The organism is Methanobacterium sp., assembly GCF_016217785.1.
GTDB lineage: Archaea > Methanobacteriota > Methanobacteria > Methanobacteriales > Methanobacteriaceae > Methanobacterium.
This window is the reverse complement of record NZ_JACRGA010000009.1, coordinates 1-23,904: the sequence shown is the minus strand read 5'-3', so window position 1 is coordinate 23,904 and position 23,904 is coordinate 1. Positions and strand designations below refer to the sequence as shown.

The 23,904-nt window shown below is 34.5% G+C and carries 18 protein-coding genes; 7 read left to right on the top strand and 11 right to left on the bottom strand.

The genetic code is table 11. The features are described from left to right. Positions 1-367: 367 nt before the first annotated feature. From HY987_RS04320 to HY987_RS04305, 4 genes are all read right to left on the bottom strand, one after another. Positions 368-2,434 carry a hypothetical protein gene (locus tag HY987_RS04320; protein WP_292755992.1) on the bottom strand — a complete coding sequence of 689 codons (2,067 nt, stop codon included), beginning with the start codon at positions 2,432-2,434 and terminating at the stop codon, positions 368-370. Beyond that, positions 2,379-2,591, bottom strand: coding sequence for a hypothetical protein (locus HY987_RS04315; RefSeq protein WP_292755991.1), 213 nt, complete (start codon positions 2,589-2,591; stop codon positions 2,379-2,381). The genes HY987_RS04320 and HY987_RS04315 overlap by 56 nt, the downstream gene beginning before the upstream one ends. A gap of 159 nt (positions 2,592-2,750) precedes the next feature. After that, a complete protein-coding gene (locus HY987_RS04310; protein ID WP_292755990.1) occupies positions 2,751-2,948 on the bottom strand; it encodes a hypothetical protein in 198 nt (65 codons plus the stop codon). 4 nt (positions 2,949-2,952) lie between these two features. Beyond that, complete coding sequence (locus HY987_RS04305) at positions 2,953-3,165, bottom strand: hypothetical protein (protein WP_292755989.1); 213 nt, start codon at positions 3,163-3,165, stop codon at positions 2,953-2,955. A gap of 767 nt (positions 3,166-3,932) precedes the next feature. Between HY987_RS04305 and HY987_RS04300 the strand changes: the two genes are divergently transcribed. From HY987_RS04300 to HY987_RS04270, 7 genes are all read left to right on the top strand, one after another. Next, positions 3,933-5,453 carry a class I SAM-dependent DNA methyltransferase gene (locus HY987_RS04300; protein ID WP_292755988.1) on the top strand — a complete coding sequence of 507 codons (1,521 nt, stop codon included), beginning with the start codon at positions 3,933-3,935 and terminating at the stop codon, positions 5,451-5,453. Next, positions 5,443-6,309: a hypothetical protein gene (locus HY987_RS04295; RefSeq protein ID WP_292755987.1), complete on the top strand. Its 867-nt coding sequence runs from the start codon at positions 5,443-5,445 to the stop codon at positions 6,307-6,309. Before HY987_RS04300 ends, HY987_RS04295 begins: the two co-directional genes overlap by 11 nt. Position 6,310: 1 nt before the next feature. Then, the gene (locus HY987_RS04290; protein WP_292755986.1) at positions 6,311-7,549 is read left to right on the top strand and encodes a restriction endonuclease subunit S; all 1,239 of its coding nucleotides are present in this window, start codon (positions 6,311-6,313) and stop codon (positions 7,547-7,549) included. Positions 7,550-7,556: 7 nt separating this feature from the next. After that, positions 7,557-8,642, top strand: coding sequence for a DUF3644 domain-containing protein (locus HY987_RS04285; RefSeq protein ID WP_292755985.1), 1,086 nt, complete (start codon positions 7,557-7,559; stop codon positions 8,640-8,642). Then, entirely contained in the window at positions 8,635-11,694 is a 3,060-nt protein-coding gene (locus HY987_RS04280) for a type I restriction endonuclease subunit R (protein WP_292755984.1), read from the top strand. Before HY987_RS04285 ends, HY987_RS04280 begins: the two co-directional genes overlap by 8 nt. Before the next feature lie 23 nt (positions 11,695-11,717). Then, positions 11,718-15,488 (top strand): hypothetical protein, encoded by a 3,771-nt coding sequence (locus HY987_RS04275; protein ID WP_292755983.1) that lies wholly within the window; start codon positions 11,718-11,720, stop codon positions 15,486-15,488. A 482-nt stretch (positions 15,489-15,970) separates the two neighbouring features. After that, a complete protein-coding gene (locus HY987_RS04270; RefSeq protein WP_292755982.1) occupies positions 15,971-16,774 on the top strand; it encodes a hypothetical protein in 804 nt (267 codons plus the stop codon). A 639-nt stretch (positions 16,775-17,413) separates the two neighbouring features. On the opposite strand, the gene HY987_RS04265 is transcribed toward HY987_RS04270, so the two are convergent. From HY987_RS04265 to mer, 7 genes are all read right to left on the bottom strand, one after another. After that, a complete protein-coding gene (locus HY987_RS04265) occupies positions 17,414-18,751 on the bottom strand; it encodes an ATP-binding protein (RefSeq protein WP_292755981.1) in 1,338 nt (445 codons plus the stop codon). A gap of 264 nt (positions 18,752-19,015) precedes the next feature. Beyond that, positions 19,016-19,552 carry a DUF1697 domain-containing protein gene (locus tag HY987_RS04260; RefSeq protein WP_292755980.1) on the bottom strand — a complete coding sequence of 179 codons (537 nt, stop codon included), beginning with the start codon at positions 19,550-19,552 and terminating at the stop codon, positions 19,016-19,018. A 69-nt stretch (positions 19,553-19,621) separates the two neighbouring features. Continuing rightward, on the bottom strand, positions 19,622-19,936 hold the full coding sequence (locus HY987_RS04255) for a DUF2769 domain-containing protein (RefSeq protein ID WP_292755979.1): 315 nt from the start codon (positions 19,934-19,936) through the stop codon (positions 19,622-19,624). Positions 19,937-20,321: 385 nt separating this feature from the next. Then, on the bottom strand, positions 20,322-20,543 hold the full coding sequence (locus HY987_RS04250; protein WP_048200383.1) for a TRAM domain-containing protein: 222 nt from the start codon (positions 20,541-20,543) through the stop codon (positions 20,322-20,324). A 228-nt stretch (positions 20,544-20,771) separates the two neighbouring features. Then, a complete protein-coding gene (locus tag HY987_RS04245) occupies positions 20,772-22,499 on the bottom strand; it encodes an NAD-dependent malic enzyme (RefSeq protein ID WP_292755978.1) in 1,728 nt (575 codons plus the stop codon). 155 nt (positions 22,500-22,654) lie between these two features. After that, the gene (locus HY987_RS04240; RefSeq protein WP_292755977.1) at positions 22,655-22,801 is read right to left on the bottom strand and encodes a ribbon-helix-helix protein, CopG family; all 147 of its coding nucleotides are present in this window, start codon (positions 22,799-22,801) and stop codon (positions 22,655-22,657) included. A gap of 346 nt (positions 22,802-23,147) precedes the next feature. After that, the coding region (mer, locus tag HY987_RS04235; RefSeq protein ID WP_292755831.1) for a 5,10-methylenetetrahydromethanopterin reductase at positions 23,148-23,904 on the bottom strand (757 nt) is incomplete at its 5' end.

The window sequence follows — 23,904 nt, the reverse complement described above, 5'->3', positions numbered from 1 at the left end:
AAGGACATATTTATATATAAATGTGTATATCGATGCATAGATAAGATTTGGGGGATATGTGAGAGTCGGTTGGTGAGGAGGGACTTTATATTGCAGCTTATCGATGGGCCCAGATACTGCTTATAATACACATCAAATGTAATAATATGTACAAGTATAATATATTAGAGGGTAGACGCAAAAATAAAAACCTCACATAGCCCCAATACAGCTAAATAACAGCTCCAGAAGCTCTGTTTGAAGATGATGATTTTGGCCGTCTTAATATTTTTCACATTGCCTCAAAAATCATCATGAAATAAGGGCGCATTTAATCTTCTTTCTAACTTTAAAGGTTAATTAGCTATTTTTGTTTTCTTAAGAAATTTCACATATTGATGAAATTACCTTCTTTTGCATAAAAAATGCAATCTTCTAAAAATTTATCAGGTCCCTCAAACTTATATCCTCTCCTTATGCCCTTTGCAGTAATTTCAGGATTTGCTTTAATCAATCTGTCAATTTTCTTAACATCCCTTGGACTTAAGACTCCCTTGATAATTGCTGTGATAAATGGCGTATTGTAACTTTTTTTATCCTGTTTGTATAATCTTAGCTCTTTAGCAATTTCTAAGGAGTTTAATTCATTTTTTTGATATAAGCTGGTTATTGAGCTCCATAAACTTAAAGGATATACTCCATGTGTGCCAGTACCCATGAAATAGGCAGTCGTCTGATCCTTGTCCAATGAAATAACATTAAATTCTTCTCTTATCTGTCGAGGTACATTTCCAAATACATAAATTTCTTTTTGATTTAAGAATGGTCTAGCCCTATGTATGGCTTGATATTGTTCACTATCTGATTTGAGCTGGTCCAGATAAGGCAAAGGATAATAAATATCCAAATCAACCTCGCCACTATCAAGAATCTGATACTCTCTTGCATCTATACGATGCGAACCAACATCTCCTTTAGGCCGTAAAGCGTCAGGTATTTTTTCTACACCACCACCCCATGGATGATACTCTAATTTACCAGTCTCCGGATCTTTAAGGAGAAATTCACCATCTTTCTTTGTGTACGTACGTCGATAAGTCTCTTTAGGGCCAATGTGAGTCATGGCTAGTTTATTGTACTCCTTGACAGTTTCTATAGGGTTAGCCTGCGGTGTGCCTATAATAAAGACAACATCACAACTTTCCAATGCATTAGATCCTCTTAGATTGAAAAAATACTCAGTGGGTCCCAAAACGGAGAAATGAGGAATTAATTCTTTATAGGTTATTATTCCCACATTAGGATATTTCCTCTTGGTTCTCAAGATAAATGACTTTAATTGTTCAATTGTTCGTTTTCCGTTTTCCGTGAGCTCTTTATCTTGGTTTAAAAGACCTTTTTTGTAATAGAAGTTATCTTTGTCCATACGATATATCTTTCTTTCTTTTTGCTGGATATGGCTTTCATAAACACTAATTTTGATATCTTGGAGGGGTTTAAGTTCTTTACCGGTTAATAGCGACCGAGATTTTTTACTATCCTCATATGCATATCTACCATACAAAAGAAGGAATAAATCCATATCAAAACTAGCATCTATAAGTATAATGGGAACTCCTTGTCTTGCAAGGTCAAATATCTCATAAAATCTAGGTTCATCATAAGTTGTAATTTCCTCATGAATACTCCTATAATAAGCAAATTTACGTAAATCAGAAACATTTAAAGAACTTATCTTCTTAACATCATCCCATTCTTCCTGTGCAAGCGCACTTTTAAGGGATGCATATTTAGCTTTATTAATATCCTTGATGTTTCTTTGGATAAAATCAAAAGTATCTTCACCTTTATCCATTAATTCAACTAATGCATCTAATTCAGATGTGGAAATATATTTAGAAATTATCTCCTTTGTCCCTTTTAATTCATTTAGATCTACAGTGATGCTTTTGTAGCCGGTCATTGCTTCGTCGACCACTAACATATCATATTTGAAATGATGACCTTCTCTTACTCGATTTGTATCCAAAAAATGATAAGGAGCTATTGCTTTAGGATGGTCAAACTGTGTCCAATAAGGACATTTATGCTTCTCACAACATTGAAACTCACAGATAACATGGATAGGAACTCCTAAAGAATGCATATTCTTAACTTTAGAGTATTCCTCACACATTTTAGGAAAGCTCTCCCAATGCATTACACCCAACTTCTCATACTCACTCTCAAGAAGCTTATGAGTACCTGTAACAACCAGGAAACTGTTTTGGGATCCTAAAAAATCAATTACAGCATGAGTTTTCCCGATTCCTGGCTGAAGATCTAAAATATGAATCCCTTCATGATTGTAACCCATAGCTGGTAGTGCCAACCTGATCTCATCTAGATCCCTACCTAATTCAGGGTAAATTATTATTTCTAGCTGATCGTCTATTATTATCTTCGCTACCATCATTAGCCCTCATCACAATCTTCAAAACAGCTAACGGCTCTTTACTACCAATATCTTCAGCACAAATATCAAAGTCAGTTATTCCATACCCCTCTTCAACCATCACCGCAGCAACATAAACTGCCTTAGAATTATTAGATCCTTTAGACAGGATCTCCAATAAAGCACTATGGTTATGCTTAATGAAATCTATATAGGAACCCGCTTTTTTATGTCCAATCTTAACTATCATATCTTCATATCCATTATAATTTGCCTCAAATCATAAAATAGAGGGAAACCTTGTGAATGCTGAAACTTATATCCCTAAAAATCTGTCTTATGTATTCTCTGAAGGTTTAACAATTGCACATAATTCATTAGTACAATATAATGCATCCACCAACTCATCTTTACATGCTTCGTATCGACGTTCATCATGACTTGAATTAGGACAACCATAGTACATTTCAAAAGTTGCATCCAGTCTTCTCATAATTTTTTCCAATTCAAAAATTCTATCCTCTAAATTTCCCATAATATCAACTCCATTTATCTATTATACTTCTTGGCTTGTGTTGTTCTACAATCTCATTTTTATGGAAGTAAATTGCAACATCAATTGCATCACGGATTAATTCATTTAATGAAGTGTTTCCACCAATTTCTGTAACCATATTTTTAATTTCCATAAGTTTTTCCTTCTGTTCATCGCTAATATAAACTAATTTAGCTACATTATTCTTTCCGGTCATTATCTAACCTCCTATACATTCACTAATATTTGGGTTAATATAAACATACCGATGCCAATAAGCTCATAGTTAATGTTAACTAAGCAAATCAGACATAAATCTATGAATTAACAAAAACAAACTATACAAATGTACCATAAATCATCCATTGACCCTATCCCATACGCTGCAAATACATGACAGTTGTAACACTCTTTTTATCGATTTCTAAATCGGTATATGTGTCGGTTGGTGATTATGGCGCTAAAGAGTGCCTTTCTTATTTCATTTGATCTGATAGTACAAATCTAGATCTTGACAATGACATCAACCTATCATCATAATGAATTAAGGTGCAATTAAAATAAAGATAAATCCATAAACATACATAATTATCGATCGATACATCGATAATTTAACCGATCAATATAAAGGACCACATAAGGAGAAGTTGATGTCTATGTCCAACGCAAATACTTGGCAAATTTTAAAATCTAAAACCTTCCAAATCTTTAGCAACGTATTTTTCGCTACATTTTTGTGTTAATTTAAATTTAAATGTTAAAACTTATCATAAATGAGTCGCACCATCGATGACCTTTAAAATATGCATATGTGGCTTTTAGTATTTGTAAATAAGAAAGTAAGTAAATATAACAATGTTTAGTACATTATTTCATTTGAGTTACTCCCAACTGTAGTGGTAGCCGTGGTAATGATGAAATAGAAAAATTTATTGTTTATAATGAAAAATAGAAGTTCAGTATTATCATAGGGTTGTAATAATCATGGCTAAAAACAATGGTGCAAATTTAGGGTTTGAACAAAAACTCTGGCAATCAGCAGACAAACTACGAAATAACATGGATGCCGCTGAATACAAACACGTAGTGCTCGGACTTATTTTCTTAAAATACATCTCCGACGCCTTTTTAGAAGTACACGAAGGATTAGAAGCTGATGAATATGCCGATCCTGAAGACAAAGATGAATACATAGCACTCAATGTATTCTGGGTACCACCAGAAGCCAGATGGGACTACTTACAAAACCATGCCAAGCAACCAGACATAGGCAAACTCATTGATGATGCCATGGATGCAATTGAAAAGGACAACCCCAACCTCAAAGGAGTTCTACCCAAAGACTATGCGAGAGAAGCTCTAGATAAAAAAAGCCTTGGTGGAATAATAGATCTCATCGGAACAATAGGTCTAGGAGACCGGGAAAGTAAATCTAAAGACATTTTGGGTAGAGTATATGAGTACTTCCTAGGACAATTTGCTAATGCAGAAGGTAAAAAGGGAGGACAGTTCTATACTCCACGAAGTATAGTAAAAATCCTAGTTGAAATGATCGAACCATACTCTGGAAGAATTTATGACCCTTGTTGCGGGAGCGGAGGCATGTTTGTCCAATCTGAAAAGTTTGTAGAAGCTCATGAGGGTAAACTTGGAGATATAGCCATATATGGACAAGAATCAAATCAGACCACTTGGCGATTGTGTAAAATTAATCTGGCAATTAGAGGTATTGATTCCAACATCCAATGGGGCGACACTTTCACTGAAGACAAACACAGAGACCTAAAATCAGATTACATCCTTGCTAATCCACCATTCAACGATAAAGATTGGAAAGCAGAACTTTTAGAAGATGACCAACGATGGAAATACGGTGTTCCTCCAAAAAGGAATGCCAACTTTGCATGGGTTCAACACTTCATCAATCATTTAGCACCTACTGGAATAGCAGGCTTTGTCTTGGCTAATGGATCTATGTCTGCGGGTGGACAGGAAAGCAAAATACGTGAAAAAATAGTTAAAGCAGATCTTGTGGACTGTATGGTTGCCTTACCTTCCCAACTTTTCTATAACACAGGAATACCTGCCTGCTTATGGTTTTTGAGCAGAGACAAAACCAATAGTAACTTCCGTAACCGTCAAGGTGAAATTCTATTTATTGATGCTCGAAAGATGGGTTTTATGGTAGATCGTTCTCACAGAGAATTAAATGACGAAGATGTGAAACAGATCGCACAAGTATATCATAGCTGGCGAGGTGAAGGTGTTGAATACGAAGACATCCGTGGTTTTTGCAAGAGTGTTAACTTAGACGAAGTAAAAAAACATGACTATATACTCACACCAGGACGATATGTTGGTTTTGCTGAGGAAGTGGAAGATCCTGAAAAGTTTGAGGAAAAAATGCGAAAATTGACTTCAGAGTTATCTAATCAGTTTAAGAAATCTGAAGAACTAGAAAAATCTATTAAAATTAATCTCAAAGGGTTGGGATATGATGTCTAATAATTTAATATTTCCAGAGGTAATACGCACCAAAATTGAGGATGATTATAAAGAAAGAAAGAAGAAACTTAGTCCATCCCAAATACGAATTTTAAGTCCATTTTTAGATCCTAAACAGGAAATAGATGGAGATAAAGAAGTTTTACAAAATTTTTTGGATTTTTTGCAAAATGATACATATGAACAAGAGTTTGTAAATTTAATTGAAAATTTCGAGGACTTAGAGGCATATCACCGTTTTTTAGCATCAGTTTTAATTTATATGAGAACAGAAAATTTCAATGACCCACCAGATAAATTTCTTTATCTTTGCATTTCCATAGAAGCTGCAATGCAATTTAAATCAAATCGAGGCAAAGAAAAAAACCGCCTTTTCAAAGCATTTTTCAAAGAAAACTTGGCAGAAGATACTAAACTAAGAATGATATCTCATTTTAAAAGTAAAAATGTTATAAACACCGTCAAAAGTCAAAATCTTTTACTATATAAAGCTGGAAAAACTAGTTTAAGAAAGACTAAAGGGAACTCTATTGTTCCATCTTGTTATAAATTAAAGCAATGTTTTTTGGATACCGGTAAATGCTACCCTAAACATGGATGTTATTTAAAATCAAACCCAGATAAAATCAATGATCAATTAAATTTTGTTTTAGATTATTTATATCAGAAAAGAAGCAATTTTGTTCATGATGGTAGAATATACTCTCACCCAGTTAATGGTAGTATTGGTGATGTGTGCTGTTATAGTGCTCAAAAAAAACTTGTGGGGATTAGTTACAGTTTAAATCTCTATGATTTATTTGAAATTTATGAAGAAGCACTTTTGAATCATTTCCAAACGATTAATGGTATGTGAAATGATGTACCTACATAATTTTAAAAAAACCGAAATAGGATTGATTCCTGAAGATTGGGAAGTAAAAAGGATTAAAGATGTGTGCAAACTGGTAAGAAAATCTTTTTACCCTAATGAAAATGATGTTAGGCCCTACTTAGGTTTAGAACATATCGCCGAAGGAATACTCAAACTAAATGGAATAGGCAGTTCATCTGATGTTAAAAGTGGTAAGTTAGTTTTTAATAAAGGGCAAATTTTATTTGGGAAATTAAGACCATATTTTAGAAAAGTTTATAGACCTAATTTTGATGGTGTATGTTCCACCGACATTTTTGTGATTGACAAAAAGGACAATAATGATAATGGGTTTTTATTTTACTTCTTTGCTAATCCTATTATCATTGATATAGCTACACAGTCTTCAGAAGGCACTAGAATGCCAAGGGCCTCTTGGAATTACCTTTCTGATCTAGAATTTTCTTTTCCAAATTTAAATGAACAAAAAGCCATCAGTAACTTCCTTGCTGCTCTTGACCAAAAAATTGAACTCAACCATGAGATGAACAGAACTCTCGAAGAAATCGCACAAACTCTCTTCCGGCACTGGTTCATCCACTTCGAATTTCCCGATAAGAACGGACAACCCTACAAGTCCAGCGATGGGGAAATGGTAGATTCTGAGGTGGGTGAAATTCCTGTGGGATGGAAAGTAAAAAAGTTGAAAAATATTTGTAATATCACAATGGGCCAATCTCCTAAATCTGAATTCTACAATGAAGAAGGAAAAGGTTTGCCATTCCACCAAGGAGTTACCAATTTTGGAAAAAGATTTCCAACTGACAAGATGTTCTGTACAGTTGAAAATAAAATTGCAGAATATGGAGATATTTTATTTAGTGTAAGAGCTCCTGTAGGTAGAATAAATATTGCTAAGTCCAAAATAGTAATCGGGAGGGGTCTCAGTGCAATCAGGCATGAAAAGGACTTTCAATCATTTTTATTATATCAATTAAAGAATATTTTCACCGAAGAAGATTCTATGGGTAGTGGAACGGTATTTAATGCCATAACTCGTAAAGATTTAGATGATTTAAAAGTTTTAGTTCCTAACGAAGAGGTTGATAAACAGTTCAATGATTTTGTTAGCCCTATGGAAAAAAAAATTGAAAATTTAATATTAGAAAATGATAATCTAACAAAAATCCGTGATTCACTCCTACCTAAATTAATGACAGGAAAAATTAGAGTTGTGAGATGAATAAAATATGAAAAAAGAAGTCCGTTTACTTCTAGAAAGGGCCATAAATTCATTAATTCTAAGTATAGATCATTTTAATAGGCCATGGGATAGAGGTAGAGTCGAAGCTGTCTTAATTTTACTTGATCATTCTTTTGAACTTTTAATGAAAGCTTCTATTCTTCATAAAGGAGGTAAAATACGAAAAAAGAGGCAAAGAGAGACATATGGTTTTGATAAATGCGTGAGAACAAGTATATCCAATAAAATCATTACAGATGAACAAGCTCTTACCATTCAAGCTATCAACGCTTTAAGAGATGCAGCTCAACATTATATGATAGAAGTATCGGAACAACAACTATATTTACACTCTCAGGCCGGTTTAACTCTGTTTAAGGACATTTTAAATGATGTTTTTCAAAAAGATCTTACAGAAGAACTACCTGAAAGAGTTTTACCCATCTCAACTACCCCTCCTCTTGATATTGATACTTTTTTTGAAACAGAACTAGAAGAAGTGAAAAAACTTCTGTATCCGGGCTCTAGGAGAAAAACGGAAGCAACTGTTAAATTAAGAGCACTAACGATTTTCGATAAAACATTAAGGGGTGAAACTCTCCAACCTAGTGAAAGTTATTTAAATAAAATGGCTGATCAACTAAAAGACGGCATTAGCTGGAAAGATTTATTTCCAGGAGCTGCAGCTATAAATTTTACAACAGATGGTACTGGTCACAACATTTCGTTGAGATTCACCAAAAAAGAAGGTATTCCGGTACAAGTAGTCCCTGAAGGAACACCCGGAGCTACAACAGTAGCTTTAAAGACAGTCGATCATTCCGGATTCTATAATTTACCCCATAAAAAGCTTGCAAAGCGGGTAGGACTCACATCACCTAAATTAACAGCTCTTCTAAAACATATGAACTTAAAAAAGGACCCAGAATGTTATAAAGAATTTACTTTTGGAAAAGCAAAACATCCACAATATTCTCATAAGGCTATCAAAAAAATAAAGGAAGAATTATTAAATGTAGATATGGATGAAATTTGGTTAAAAAACCGACCAGAATGTTATAATGACATGAGCAAACGGAGAAAATATGAATAATCTCAACGAGGATTCAATTGAACAAATGGCCCTTAATATCCTCTCTGAAATGGGATACGAAATCCTCCATGGCCCTGACATCTCGCCTGATAGCCCCACCCCCATGCGGGAGCTCTACAGTGATGTGGTTATAACTGAAAGGCTGAGAGATGCTATTTATCTTTTGAATCCAGATATTCCCCCCACAGCCAAGGAAGAAGCTGTGAAAAAAGTAATTCGTTCTAACAGTCCTGACATTATAACTAACAACCTTCAATTCCATCAGTTTTTAACGGATGGAATCACTGTTGAATACCGTCAAGATGGTAGAATAGTATATGATAAAGTATGGCTTTTTGACTTCCAAAAACCTGAAAACAACATCTTTACAGCTATTAACCAGTTTACAATCATAGAAAATGACAATAATCGCCGTCCAGATATAATTCTTTTTGTTAATGGTCTACCTTTAGTTGTTATTGAGCTTAAAAATCCCGCAGATGAAAAAGCTACACTCAATAAAGCATACCAACAACTGCAAACATACAAATCTCAGATTCCGTCTCTATTCCATTTTAATGAGATTTTAATGATTTCAGATGGTATGGAAGCTCGTGCAGGTACCTTAACCAGTGATTATCAACGTTTTATGCCATGGAAAACCATCAGTGGAGAAAAGGATGCATTGCTTACTATGTTGGAGATGGAAGTTCTCATAAGAGGCATGTTCAATAAAAAAGTCTTATTGGATTTAATTCATCATTTTATTGTCTACGATGATTCAGATGCTATAATAAAGAAAAAACTTGCAGCTTATCATCAGTACCATGCCGTGAATAAAGCTGTAGATGCCACGATAGAGGCAGCTGGTCCTGAAGGGGATCATAGGTGCGGTGTTGTTTGGCATACTCAAGGATCAGGTAAGAGCCTAATTATGGCATTTTATGCTGGAAAGTTAGTACTAGAAATGGATAATCCCACTTTAGTTGTTTTAACTGATCGTAACGATTTGGATGACCAATTATTTGGCACTTTCAAAGCTTCTCAAAATATATTAAGGCAGGAACCAGTGCAGGCAGAAAACCGGGACCACCTTCAGGAACTATTGCAAGTTTCTAGTGGTGGAATTGTATTTACAACTATTCAAAAATTCCTTCCAGAAAAAGGGACTGAATATCCTACTCTTTCCGAAAGGAGAAATATTGTAGTTATTGCTGATGAGGCCCACCGTTCACAATATGACTTCATCGATGGATTCGCCAGGCACATGCGAGATGCTCTACCAAATGCCTCATTTATTGGTTTTACAGGCACCCCACTTGAACGTGGGGATAAAAATACAGTTGCAGTATTTGGTAACTACATAGACATTTATGATATTGAACAGGCCGTAGAAGATGGAGCAACAGTCCGCATCTATTATGAGAACCGTCTGGTTAAGTTGGATCTTAAGGAAGAGGAGAAACAACATATTGATCCTCAATTTGATTTCATTACCGAAGGACAAGAGATGGAAAGGCAAGAAAAGCTCAAAAGTAAATGGGCTAGAATGGAAGCCGTTGTTGGTAGTCAAACACGAATAAAACGAGTAGCTAAGGATTTAATACGCCATTTTGAAGAAAGACTCGATGCCATGGATGGTAAAGGTATGGTTGTGTGCATGAGTCGACGCATATGCATAGAATTATACAAAGAAATTGTCAAGCTCAGACCTGAATGGCACAACGATGACGATATGCACGGCTTTTTAAAAGTGGTCATGACAGGGAGTGCCACTGATCCATTAGACTGGCAACCACATATTCGCAACAAGCCACGAAGAAAGCAATTAGGAGATACTTTCAGGGATCCCAACTCACCAATTAAATTGGTAATTGTTAGAGACATGTGGCTCACTGGATTTGATGTTCCCAGTTTAAATACCATGTACATTGACAAACCTATGCAAGGCCATGGATTAATGCAGACAATAGCTCGTGTAAACCGAGTCTACAAGGACAAAGAAGGTGGACTCATTGTTGATTATCTTGGAATCGCTACCGAACTAAAAAAGGCTTTGTCTCAGTACACTGATGGTGGTGGGCGTGGAGAGATTGCATTTGACCAAGAGCAGGCTGTTGCAATATTGATGGAAAAATATGAGATAGTGATAGGTCTCTTCTATGGATTCCGATACCAAGGTTTCCATAAAGCAAACACTAGCGAGAAATTAAAGCTCATGCGGGATGGGGCGGACTTTGTTTTAGGTCAAGAGGACGGTAAAAAACGCTGCCTAAAATATGTAAATGAACTTTCTAAAGCTTTCTCCTTAGCAGTACCTCACCCTCAGGCTATGCGAATTAGGGACGATTTAGCATTCTTCAAAGCCGTGAAAAACTACATCGTAAAGATTACAAATCCACCCGGAGGAGAAGTAGAAGATGTGGATTTAGCTATCCAACAGATCTTATCCACGGCATTAATATCAGATGAAGTATTGGATCTCTTCCAATTAGCTGGACTAAAAAAACCAGACATATCCATATTATCCGATGAGTTCCTTCTGGAAGTTAAGGACATGGAACACAAGAATACTGCTGCTGAACTTCTTAAACGACTTCTTAATGATGAAATAAATAGTATTTCTCGTAAAAATGTTATCGAAGCGCGTTCATTTGCGGATATGTTAGAAAAAACCATAAATCAATACCACAATCGAAATATCGAAGCTGTAGCAGTTATTGAGGAACTCATCGCGCTTGCAAAGAAAATGAAGGAAGCACAGAATAGAGGAGACGATTTAGGATTAACTGAATATGAATTAGCTTTTTATGATGCTCTCGGAGTGAATGATAGTGCCGTGCATGTCCTTGGAGATGATACACTACGTGAAATAGCTATGGAATTAGTCAAAGCTATAAAAAGTAATATAACCATTGATTGGACATTAAGAGAAAGTGTACAGGCCAAAATGAGGGTTGCAGTTAAGAGAATACTTAAACAATATGGTTATCCGCCAGACAAACAAAAATTAGCAGTTAAAACAGTATTGGAACAAGCTAACCGTGTTTGTGAAGAGTGGGTTGCAACTTAAATTAAACAAACTGAAGGGGTTTTATGTCAACGGGTACAGACTTGAATTTTCCTAAAAATGATGATATTTTTGAAGACATCTGTTTAGATTTATGGAAGAAATTACTTGGAGATTCAGAAGCTCAAAGGAACGGAAGACGAGGACATAAGCAGAACGGTGTAGATATCTATGGGCACGATGAAAAAGGCAATTTAATTGGGATACAAGCAAAAAAGAAAGACTTGCTTGTAAAGAATCGACTGATGGAAAGAGAAGTATTAAAAGAAGTAGAAGAAGCTAAATCCTTCGAACCACCGCTTGCAAAATATATTATTGCTACTACTGCACTCAGAGATCCAGAAATCCAGAAACTAGCAAGAAAAATAACAAAAGAACATCAAAAGAAAGGTTTGTTTTCTGTAACTGTATTTTTTTGGGAAGATATTAGCCACGAATTGAAGAAGTTTCCGGAGTTAGTAGAGTATTATGAACTCGGATTAACCATAAACAAAACTGAAGTCTTAGAATCAAAAATTGATAAATTATTAGCATCTAATTCAAGGATAGAACAGAATTTAATCTCATCATCTGAAATTTCTGAAGATTTACCCGAAATCTATCAGAGTAACTTTAATTATGTCAAGTCATTATTGGAAAATTTCAAACCCAAAGAGGCCCTAATTTTCTTGGATAACATTGAGAATAATATACTTGATGATCAGACACCGAAGATTGCTAAATATGAATTCCTAAAGTTTAAAGGATTGGCAAAGCATAGATTGTTGAAAAATGAAGAAGCAGGGAACTTGCTAGTTCAGGCGTATGAATATAACAAGGATGATATAAATGCTAAGTATAATAAAGGATGGGGTCATTTATTTTTAAATAAATCAGAAGAAGCTGAAGAAATAGCTGAAGAAATCTTAAACGATAACCCTGAAGATATTACTGCTAATCAGATATTCATATTTTCTTCTGATCAAGATCTAAATGAGATAATATCTAAAATTCCTGATCATATATTAGACTCCAAAGATATTGCTTATTCTCTTGGAATTATTTCAAGAGAAAGAAAACAATTTAAAGAATCTGAAAAATGGCTTAGAATCGCAGCTAAAAATAGCTCTAAATGTTCCCCTGATTTTAAAGCTAATCTGGGTGAAGTTATTCTCGAAAATCTGATAAACCCTTTGTTAGTATACTCTAATCAGGTTAGTATCGAAGAAAGCAAAAAATTGAAAGAAGTTTGTAGTTTATTACAAGAAGCTTGGGACGAACTATCTTCTTCAGATGCTAAAAAATCAAGATTATCATGGATCGTGAATAAAAGTACAACTAAACGTATTTTAGGAGATTTGGATGGTGCTTTGAATGATATTAACCTTGCTTTAGAATTAGATAATTCTCCAGACTTAATTGTTAAAAAATCATTTATATTAGATGAAATTGGCCTATATACCGATGCTAAAATATTATTAGAGAATTTAGATGAAAAAGAAGTTCCTGAAAAACCTATATTTTTGGCAAAAGTTATTAGTGATAATGAAGATTACACTAAGGCAATTCAAATCTTAGAAACCTTTTTAGAAACAGGACATGATGCTAAATTAACTCACGACGCGCGAGATCTATTAGCACAATTATATATTGCCAATGAGGATCTTAAAAATGCCAGAAGAGTTATCAAACCACTACTAAAAGCTGGAAATGATATTTCATCCTTAATATATGCTTCCCGCATCTCAACATTAAGTGAAGAACCAGAATCAAATTCTTATTTAGATGAAGCTATAGAAAGATTAGATAACGACACTTCAATTCGTGAGTTACTTCTTCTTGCTGATGAACTTTTCAACCTCGAAAGGCTAAAAGAAGCCGCTTCAGTCTATGAAAGGTTTGTTGATAAAGAAATAAATACAGATTTAACTTGTAAATTAGTTGATTGTTATTACCGGTCTGGCGAGATCGGCAAAGCGTTCACAATATGCAAAAAATTAAGGGAAGTGTATAATAAACCCCTAAAATTCTTTTCAGAGATAGAAATTTCAATTTACAATGAGATAGATGATTTGGATTCAGCTAAAAATCTGATTGATGATTATCTTAAAATCTACTCAAATAATCTTGAAATGAAAATCAACCAAGCTTTTGTTGATCTACGTTCTAATAACTTAGAAATGGTTGATTCATTTATCGATTCCCATATATCATCAAATGCGATGACTCTGCAACAATTTAGTGCATTGATAAGGCTTTGTAACATTAGAGATTACAATGAAGAAGTTCTACTTGATTTGTTATACGAGATGAGAAGAAAATATTTTGATGAATATCAAGCCCATGCAGAATACATCCAAAATTTTTTCTCTAAAGAAAAAAATATAGAAACTAATCCTCAAAAAGTAGATTTAGGAACTGCCGTTTGTCTTGAAATCCGTGGTCAGAATGAATGGTTTGTTTTAGAAAGAAATGAAGATATTAACTTGAAAATTAATGAAATCAATTCCACACATCCCCTTTTTGAAAAATTGAAGGATAAAGAGGTTGATGATGAAATTGTAATAAATGAAAATTCTGTAGCCCCTATTAAAGGAAAGATTATTGAAATCAAAAATAAATATGTTCACGCTCTCCATGAGAGTATGCATAAAATTGATTATTCTCCTGAAAATTTAGGTATGAGTTCGTTTACACTGGAAGAAGACGAAGAGAATAAATTTGAACCATTATTCAAGATCTTAAAAGATAAAGCGGAAAGAGATCAAAACATAGAAAATTTATTTATGAAGAAATGGATTCCCCTAGGAACCTATTCTAAAATTATGAATTCAAATGTGTTAGATGTATGGCTTAATATTGTGAACAAATTTAATTTGTCATTGAAGTGTTATACTGGGAGTAGAGTTGAAAAATCTTCTCGTGTACTTCTAAAGAATGATGTTAGGTTAATAGTGGATCTTGTTTCTTTGTTAACTATTAAAGAGTTGGGGATTGGTGAAGTAATAGTCAATACCTTTGGAAAGCTAGGTATTGCACAATCTTCAGTGGATGTTTTAAATCAAATTTTATACGAATCTTTGGCTAATAAAGGTAGAGAATATATCACAACCTCTTGGAATAATGGTGAACCCGTATACCAAGATGTTACTCCTGAAGATACTGAAAGAAGGATTGAGTATGTTGAAAATATAATTAAATTGGTAAGATCTAACTGTGAAATTCTTCCTTGTGAGGCTGCATTAAAAATCAATCGAAAAAAGAGATTTAAATACAATGACCTGTTATGTAAATCATTTGTTGACACGATTTTAATTGCTACTAAAGAAGGTAACCTACTTTTCTCTGATGATGCTCCATTCCGCCGTTTAGCTTATTCTGAGTTCAATCTCCATGGAGTTTGGACACAGGCTGTTTTAGACGAATGTTTGGAAAGGAATAACTTGGAAAAATCGGATTATAATAAAGCTATTATTAGATTGATACGTTTCAACTATAAGTCCATGACTATTGATGCAGATACTGTTTTAGAGGCTTTAAAGGAATCTAATTGGTTGCTTTCACAACCTTATATCTCAGTTATTGAAACTTTGATAAATTATGATCAATCTTCCGTAGCTAGAGTTTTGGTAGACTTTTTAAGGAAATTGAACCAAGAATCAATATCTACTGAAAAAAATAATGTCCTAATACATAATTTATTTTATTTAATATCCCTAAAAGAAGATGGAAATCAACTTCTCACAGAAATCATCCGATTTTCAGTGCGTTTACTTAATATTAAGTTCCGTAATTTAAGATATAAAACTGACCAATAAATCAAAGCTACTTATGTCGCTCAATATATTCATTCATAGTTTCATACATTCCTTTACTTCTAGATGTAAACCCATTTTTCTTTAAACATTCATCGAACTCATCAACTAATTAAACGAAACAAACAATTACAAAAAACTATCATTGAACTTAAAGAATGCATCTAGTCATATATTTGCAGCAACAGGGCCCTAATATATGGGATTAATAAACCTAAATTTACAAAACCAGTACAAAAGGATCGTCACATATACCCTAATCCATTGAAATACGCTAATTTGTCATGGTTTTGTTATAGTGATACACAGAAATGTTGTTATTAAAAAAGATAAAAAGTTTAATAAATTTACTTCGCTAAACCGTTATATTACGAAGTAGACAAAAATTTGACATAAAAACGATCCCTTGACTATACCTGTCTATTACGAAGTTCACTTTAATCCTACAAATAATTTTATTGATAATAAATATATAATGATATATTATGAAAGAAAAAAATGGTGAACTCAATAGAAATCCCCCTGCTTCTGTTCGTCGCCAATTAAGAAAAGAAGTAGGATTTGGTTGCCCAATAAAAGATTGTGGAAATCCATATTTATCCTGGCATCACTTTGATCCACCTTGGAGTGAAAGACATCACCATAATCCAGAAGGAATGATTGCATTATGTGCTGAACATCATAATAAGGCAGACAATGGAGCATATACAAAAAAACAGCTTAGAAAATTAAAATTATTAGGAACTATGCAAAATAAAAAAATTATTGGCCGATTCGATTGGATGAGAAATCATATTTTGGCAGTTGTTGGTGGTTTAGTATTTTATGATCAAAATATTCTTTTTAAATTTAATGGAAGACCCCTTATTTGGTACAATCGTGATGAAAATGGATATATGCTTCTTAATGTTTCAATGCTTAAAGAATCAGGTGAACCACAAGTAATAGTTAAAGATAATTATTGGTGTACGAATAATTATCCTCCTGTGGATATTGAGTCTCCTCCATCAGGAAAACTATTAAATATAAAATATAAAAATGGAGATAATCTTAAAATACAATTTCGAGAATTTAAAAACAAACAAGAATTAAAAAGAAAATTTCCTCATGTAGATGTACATAATAACTGTTGGGATAATAGGGTTATATTCCCAATAACAGTAGTAGAAATTTTCGGGAAAATGTTAGGTGGTGAACTGATATTTACTCCTAAAAAATTTAAGCATCGTAAAGCAACAATTGCTGGAAAATTTATGGTGGGAAATGACATTAAGATTAGATTATATTAGGATTTCTAGCTATCCTATATATCGAACTTATGGCTAAATATATCAGGGTTTAACGAAGTAAATTTATTAAACTTTATACTATTAGTTAATAATCCTATTTTGTATACTACTAAAACAAAAATCATTGAAATTACCTTATTTAGGTTGTTGAGGCTATATGTTGTGGATCATTTACACAGTTTTCTCAATTTTTTATTTTCGGTTAGTTGGGAGTATCATTTTGTGTCCATAAACAGGTGGCCATTCTCCACAATTCCACTAATATGTTACTTGTCTGTGGAGTTATCACACCACAAATTTGTACAGTGAATTTTATAGATTGGTTGCAAAAGAGTTGGGCTAACAGACATGCATTTTATATAGATATTTAGAATCCTGTGATACCAAAGATACCAACATTATATAATAGAAAGGGATGAATATTAAGATAGGATACACTGGTGTACTTCATGTCTACCTCAAAGATATTCCTATCCAGTGTATCCCACATTCATACTCATTGTTTGATTCTTTAGAATTCATTACAAAATTGATTCTTTAGAATTCATAACAAAATAGTAGTATTGATACTGATGTTTTAGAACGTTTCTTTTAATAATGTCCGATATGTCCGTTATATGTCCGTTATCAGTTTATGTTTTAATACCCTGAAAGTTTATATCTTCTTCCTTTTTTCTCTCCGATTGCTATGATAAGTTTTTTATCAACTAAATCTGCCAAATATCGCCGAAGTGTGCGTTCATTTATCCCTGAAGAAATACGCATGAAATCAGACATGGTTAAAGAACCATGTTCCTGCATAAATGATACTGCCTGGATTTGGCTACGATTAAGACCTAAAACTTTCAGATATTCCTTATCATATACGTTTTTCATCATGTAAACTGAAAATCCAGCGAACTCTTCTTTGAATTCAGGTTCAGGGAGTCCTGCATTTTTTAAAGATTTCATTATCTGGTGTATGCCTGATCCATGGACTTCAACCAAACCAGCCTTGAAAAACATTTCTGCAATTAGTGGATTTCGGGTTGATGAAGGATGTAATTGTTTGAGTTTTTGAATGGTCATTCCCCCGAAGAGTTCGCCAGGGTTAAAGAACCATATCTTATCGTCAAATATCTTAATCTGAGTCTGAATTCCGTATTTGAAATAATCCCTGTGGACAATGGAGTTTATAAGAGCTTCACGTATGGCTTTAAGAGGATAATCCCATACTTCATCCCGGGTTAATTTACCTTTTATTTCAAATTTCACATTTATAGAATTTTTTATAGCTTCACCAGCTTCTTCAACTTGTTGGAACAGGTTACCGGTAACTCGCCTATCAGAAACACTGACTTCGTCTTTGAATCTTAACACCCTAACTAAGGCATTGGTGAAATACTTCTGAGGATCCCGACCAAATAAAATAATAGCAGCATTGGTGAGCTTGCCATCAACTAAAAGGTTCAGTTTAAGGAGTATTTCCGATATGTCATCCGTATCATCTGCAACCAGTCTGCCTTTTTTTACAGCTCTTTGAGTGAATTTCCTAAGAGATTCCTCATCTATTTCCTCCAGACTGTAATCATTGACCAGGCCATCCCAGTTACTTCCCTTTAAAAAGAAATCCCGTAGTTCATCCCCTAATATTACGGTAGTTGTGCTTCCTACTTTTTTATAATATTTTCCATTGTATGAAATTGGATTGGGGCTTTTTTCAACATCTATCCTTAAAATCTTCTTCCCATCCCAGTCAAAGCAGGAAATAGACGGGTTAATCCCCATTTTATTAATTATTTTATTGGTGATGGTGTGGACTGGTTCCTCACTACTATTGAAACCGACGATATCGCGAGTATTGGAGACCCCACAGAACAAGGTACCACCCTGAGTGTTGGAAAATGCTGATACAGTTTTGAATCCATTTTCACCCATAGATTCATTAAATTCTACTGTGGTTCCTTCTCCTTCTTTTAATATTCTGATAAAATTCATTTGAAAGCTCCAATTTTCTTTATATATTATTCAAGATCTTATTTATGCTTTTGTTGATAATTATAATCTCTTCAAAATTTCTGGGGCATGTTACTAGAAACGCAAATACCATTATTAGACCAGAGAATAGGAAGTTACCTTAAAGGAGTATAAGTTTCCTCAAATACTTAAATGGAACAATTATTATTTTAAGGAGTTTACGCCAGGAATATGATTATCTTAATCCCCTATAATCTGCCTATAAAAAAAGAGTTATAACTAGAGTCAATCTAGACGTTTCATGATTCTATCCACTGTTTTCCATGTTCTGGTGGTTAAATTCTTTCCAAATTCTTTTTCCATCCAGCGCATTAGATCAGGTGTTTTTCCCTTTGATAAATCAACTACGCTGCAGATAGCACGGTTATAGATCCCTACTACGGTAAATCCTTTATTTTCTGATTGATAAGGAAATTCAACATCAGTATTCGGTTTGTTTTTTAGGAAAGTAACATTCAATTTACTTTGGGGTGTGTCTTTCAGATTTTTAAAAGGCTTTTCATTAATAAAAGACTGCAGTTCGTCTTTGCTGTAAACAATGGTAGTACTTTTAAAATCCAGTTGTTTTAGAAGTGCTTTTTCGATAGTGGATTCCAGTTCCTCCAAGTTTCGGGATCCAGTTTCAAACAGGATGTTACCGCTGGAAATTACCGATTGCACATTTTCAAACCCAATATCTTCAAAGACACCTCGCAACATTTCATTACGCATATTGGGATTTGAAGGGGTAATCCCACGGAGTAAAGCCACATAAGTGGTCATGTAACTCCCTCCTATCAATTCTTCATTTGTTTATTTCAATCATGGAATATATAGATTATATTAAATGATTTATATTGCTTCACCATCTTTGCAAAAATACCGTCCGGGAGAAGAGTCTTTTAATCCATATTCTTTCCAAATATAACATTCATTACATTTACAGACCTTTTTAGTGTCAATATCTTTACAAATAGCTTTTCCAGTAGTACAATAAACTCCTGGAACACGTTCAGCATCCATCCGCATGGGACTGTCCAGATCTTGTTGGGTTATCAACAACATGATCTTTTGTTTATCTTTAACACATTGACTTTCTATTTGTACAGCACACTTACTACAAAGACAATGGTTAATGTTTTCCATTGAAAAGTCGATTTTACTCATGTTACCAACATTTCCATAAACTCGATTAAAAAAAAAAGATGATGCGTGTTAAAATAAATTCTTGAATTTTTAAATCTGTGTTTATATTCTATATCCATGCCCATAATCATAACTTTGGATTTTTAATGAATTGAATTAGAAAAATGAGTACAATAAAAATAATTGTTTAGTTATGGGTAAATTATTTAGTTATTGGTAATAATTTCTTTAGTTAAAGTGGTAATAATAAAAAAGAGATAATTAATTTTTAAATTGATTTAATTTTATTATGCAGGATGTATGTGAAATTGGGAGGTATAAACTCTAAAGTTATAAAAGATTAAAAGATAAATTGGATGTTTTAACCAATTGGTTAATAATATCCCTTTATTTTATCAAATAATATTTATTCTACTACTTCAGCAAAAGCGAAATTTCTTCTGGTAGAATTAACTCGAATTTTAACTTCTTCGCCGACTTTGGCGCCTGAAACAAAAACTACAAATCCTTCAATACGGGCAATTCCGTCTCCGTCCCTACCTGTATCTTCAATCTTCACATCGTATTCTCCGCCTTCTGTAATAGGAGACGAATTTCCTCTATCATTACTGTTACTACTTCCAAACAAACTTATCACTTCCAATTTTTTGCCAATTAGGCAATTTACTATTGAGTTTAAGAGCATATAAAGTTATTTAAAACCAATTTTTATTTTATTGATTTTCATCATTGAAATTTTCAGATTTTGCTGCTTCAAACAAGTTAAAATATCCCACATCCTGTTGGTGCTTTTTTATTCCCAAAATATATTAATTTTCTTCTTTTCTAGTTTTCTTAAATAGCCTGTTTGATTAAGTTATACATTAACTTGTAGATGATCAACTCTTTTGTAGGGTCTATAAACAGGCTTCCAGATGTTGGAGTTAACCAGTTTCTCAATATCTTCTTCCTGCCCGATTCTTGCAATTTTCTCTTTCACTGCCTGTTTGGATACAGCGATTGCTATATTTTTGCTCACTTGCTGCATCTGAGAAACTTCCGGAAGTAAACGTGCATGGGGATCATCCCCAATCTTAACAGAACGACTTAATACTTCAATACTAATGTCAATCATTCCTGAGGTCACTTTCTCAGCTTCCGAACAAATTATACCCAACCCTAATCCCGGGAAGATGAAAGCATTGTTACATTGAGCGACTGATATTTTTTCCCCATTGATAATAACATTATCGTAGGGACTTCCGGCGGCAACCAGTGCCATTCCACCTGTCCAGTTAAGTATATCTTTAGGACTGGCCTCAGCCATGCTAATGGGATTGGATAGGGGGAAAATTATTGGCCTCTCCACACCCGAAGCCATAGTTTTTACTACTTCTCTGGAAAAGGCACCTTTTACAGCGGATGTTCCAATTAGAATAGTGGGCTTTGCGTTGCGTACTACATCTAAAAGGCTTACATGCATACTGACTATGTCCCAGTGATCTATTTCATCAGAAGGTCGAGCGTAAGTGTTTTTGGAATAATCTAAGTTCGTTCTATCTTCTGTTATCAGCCCTTCACTATCCATAAGCCAGAAACGGGAACGCGCTTCCTGTGGAGTGAGTCCGTCTTTTATCATCCAGTCTCTGATCTCATCAGCAATTCCACAGCCTGCTGTTCCGGCACCAAAAATCACCACTCGATGATCAGATATTTTAGTCCGGGTCAATTTTGATGCATTAAGAATTGCAGCCATTGTAACGGCCCCAGTGCCCTGTATATCATCATTGAATGTGCAAATTTTATTTTGGTAATGATCTAGGTTACATCTGGCCTTTTCCTTTCCAAAGTCCTCCCACTGCAGGAACACACCTGGAAACTTTTGCTTAATTACCTCAATCACTTTACTTACAAAGTGGTCGTATTCTTTCCTGCTGATCCTTTGATGGCGCCAGCCAATGTACAGGGGGTCGTTGAGAAGTTTAGTGTTGTTGGTGCCCACATCAATCATGATGGGGAGCATTCTACGGGGATTAATACCAGCACCAATGGTATAAATCACTAATTTAGCCACTGAAATTCCGATTCCATTGGCTCCCTGGTCACCTATTCCCAGTATCTGCTCTGAATCTGTCAGAACTATAAGATCAATTTCCGGGTTAATCCGGTTGTCTAAAATCTCACTAACATTATCTAGGTCTGGATAAGCAATGTAAATCCCGCGTGGTCGTCGAAACTCGTTACTATACTCCTGGATCGCTAGCCCCGCAGTGGGAGTGTAAATTATAGGCATCATTTCTTTGACATGGTCTGAAATGAGCCTGAAAAAGAGTGTTTCGTTGGTGTTGTACAGGTTATTAAGAAATATGTTCTTTTGCAAAGGATCACAGTTTAAGGAGTACTGTCTGTAAACTCTTAGCAATTGATCCTCGATGGTTTCTACTGATGGAGGTAGAAGTCCCTTCAAAGAAAATTTTTCCCTTTCTTCAGTGTTAAATGCAGTTCCTTTATTAAGCTGGGCTGATTCCAGAAGTTCGATCCCATTAAGGTCTGTTTCAATGTATTTCTCCCCATTTTCAACTCTAAATTCTTTAGATCTAAACACAAGAAACTACCCCCTAAAACTAAAAATATGTGTAAAAATTTGGATGCAAATGGAATACTAAATAAAATAATAAAATTAATCAAATCTTAGAATGCAAATAAAGACAATAAACACATTAATAGTTTGTATTTTCTATAGATCTATCCGCTAAGCTATTATTGGTCGTATTTCTCAAGATATTCAGCAATAGCTATTCTTATATGGTGACTAATAGGGCTTCCGCCTTTACGCTTAGCATACTCCCTAAGGTGTTCTAGTTGTTTTTCATCTAATTTTAAACCGATGGGAATTTTTTTAGACATAAGAACATCACACTTAATAATTATATGTAACTCATAGTATATAAAATGTTCTATAATGTTATACTAAATATAGCTTTTAAAAACAAATTGGTTTATTCAAGATTTAGATAATAAACTGCCAGTTGGGAAATCCTCATTTTAATACACATACCTGATGATAATCACTTGATCGATAAATTTGGAATAATAAACCACCAACAATGGCAGCTACTGTTAAACTCATGAAAAACAAGTAATAGTAAGTTTCCATGTAAAAACCTCTTTTTATATTGAAGATAAATGGATCTTAAAATAGTAATTAGACTCTAATTAGTGAAACCTTGTCAATAAAAAGAAAAAAGTGTGTTTAGAAGTTGTCTATGACTTCTCCTAACAGTTTGATGGATTTTTCTTTGTCTGGTCCGATTGGGGAACCTGCTACGTATTGGGTTACGCCCATTTCTCCGAGAGCTTCGATTTTGGGTACGAAGTCTGCGGGTGTTCCTACGACAGAGAATGCGTCCATGAGTTCGTCGGTAACAGCTCCGATTGCTCCACCGAAGTCACCTTTACCTAAAAATGCACCGAATTTAGCTCCTGTGTCAGGTGCTAGTCCGTGTCTTTCGAAGACTGGTGGTGGTGATCCGGCTGCGATGAAGGCTACAACGATTTTTGCTGCGCCTAATGCTTTACCAGCGTCATCATCTATGGAACAGCAAGTGTATGCTGCAACGTCCACGTCAGAGATGGATTTACCTTCTGCTGCTGCTCCTTCTTTTATGAGAGGTACAGCTGCTTCAAAGTCTTTGGGGTTTGATGCGTTAATTAATGCTCCGTCTGAGAATCCTCCGGCGGTTTTGAGCATCATTGGTCCTTGTGCTCCCATGTAGATTGGGATTTTTTCCTGGACTGCTTTGGTACCCATTAGGTTTGCGCCGCTTTCAGTTTTTCCGCCGGACATTAAGGTACTCATCATAGTGATTGCGTCTTTGATGGTGGACACAGGTTTGGTCCATTCAATTCCTAAAGCATCGAAGGTTGCCTTGTCTCCAGGGCCAATACCTAGGGTTGCTCTTCCGTTGGATAGTTCATCTAAGGTTGTGATTGCGGAAGCAGTTATAGCT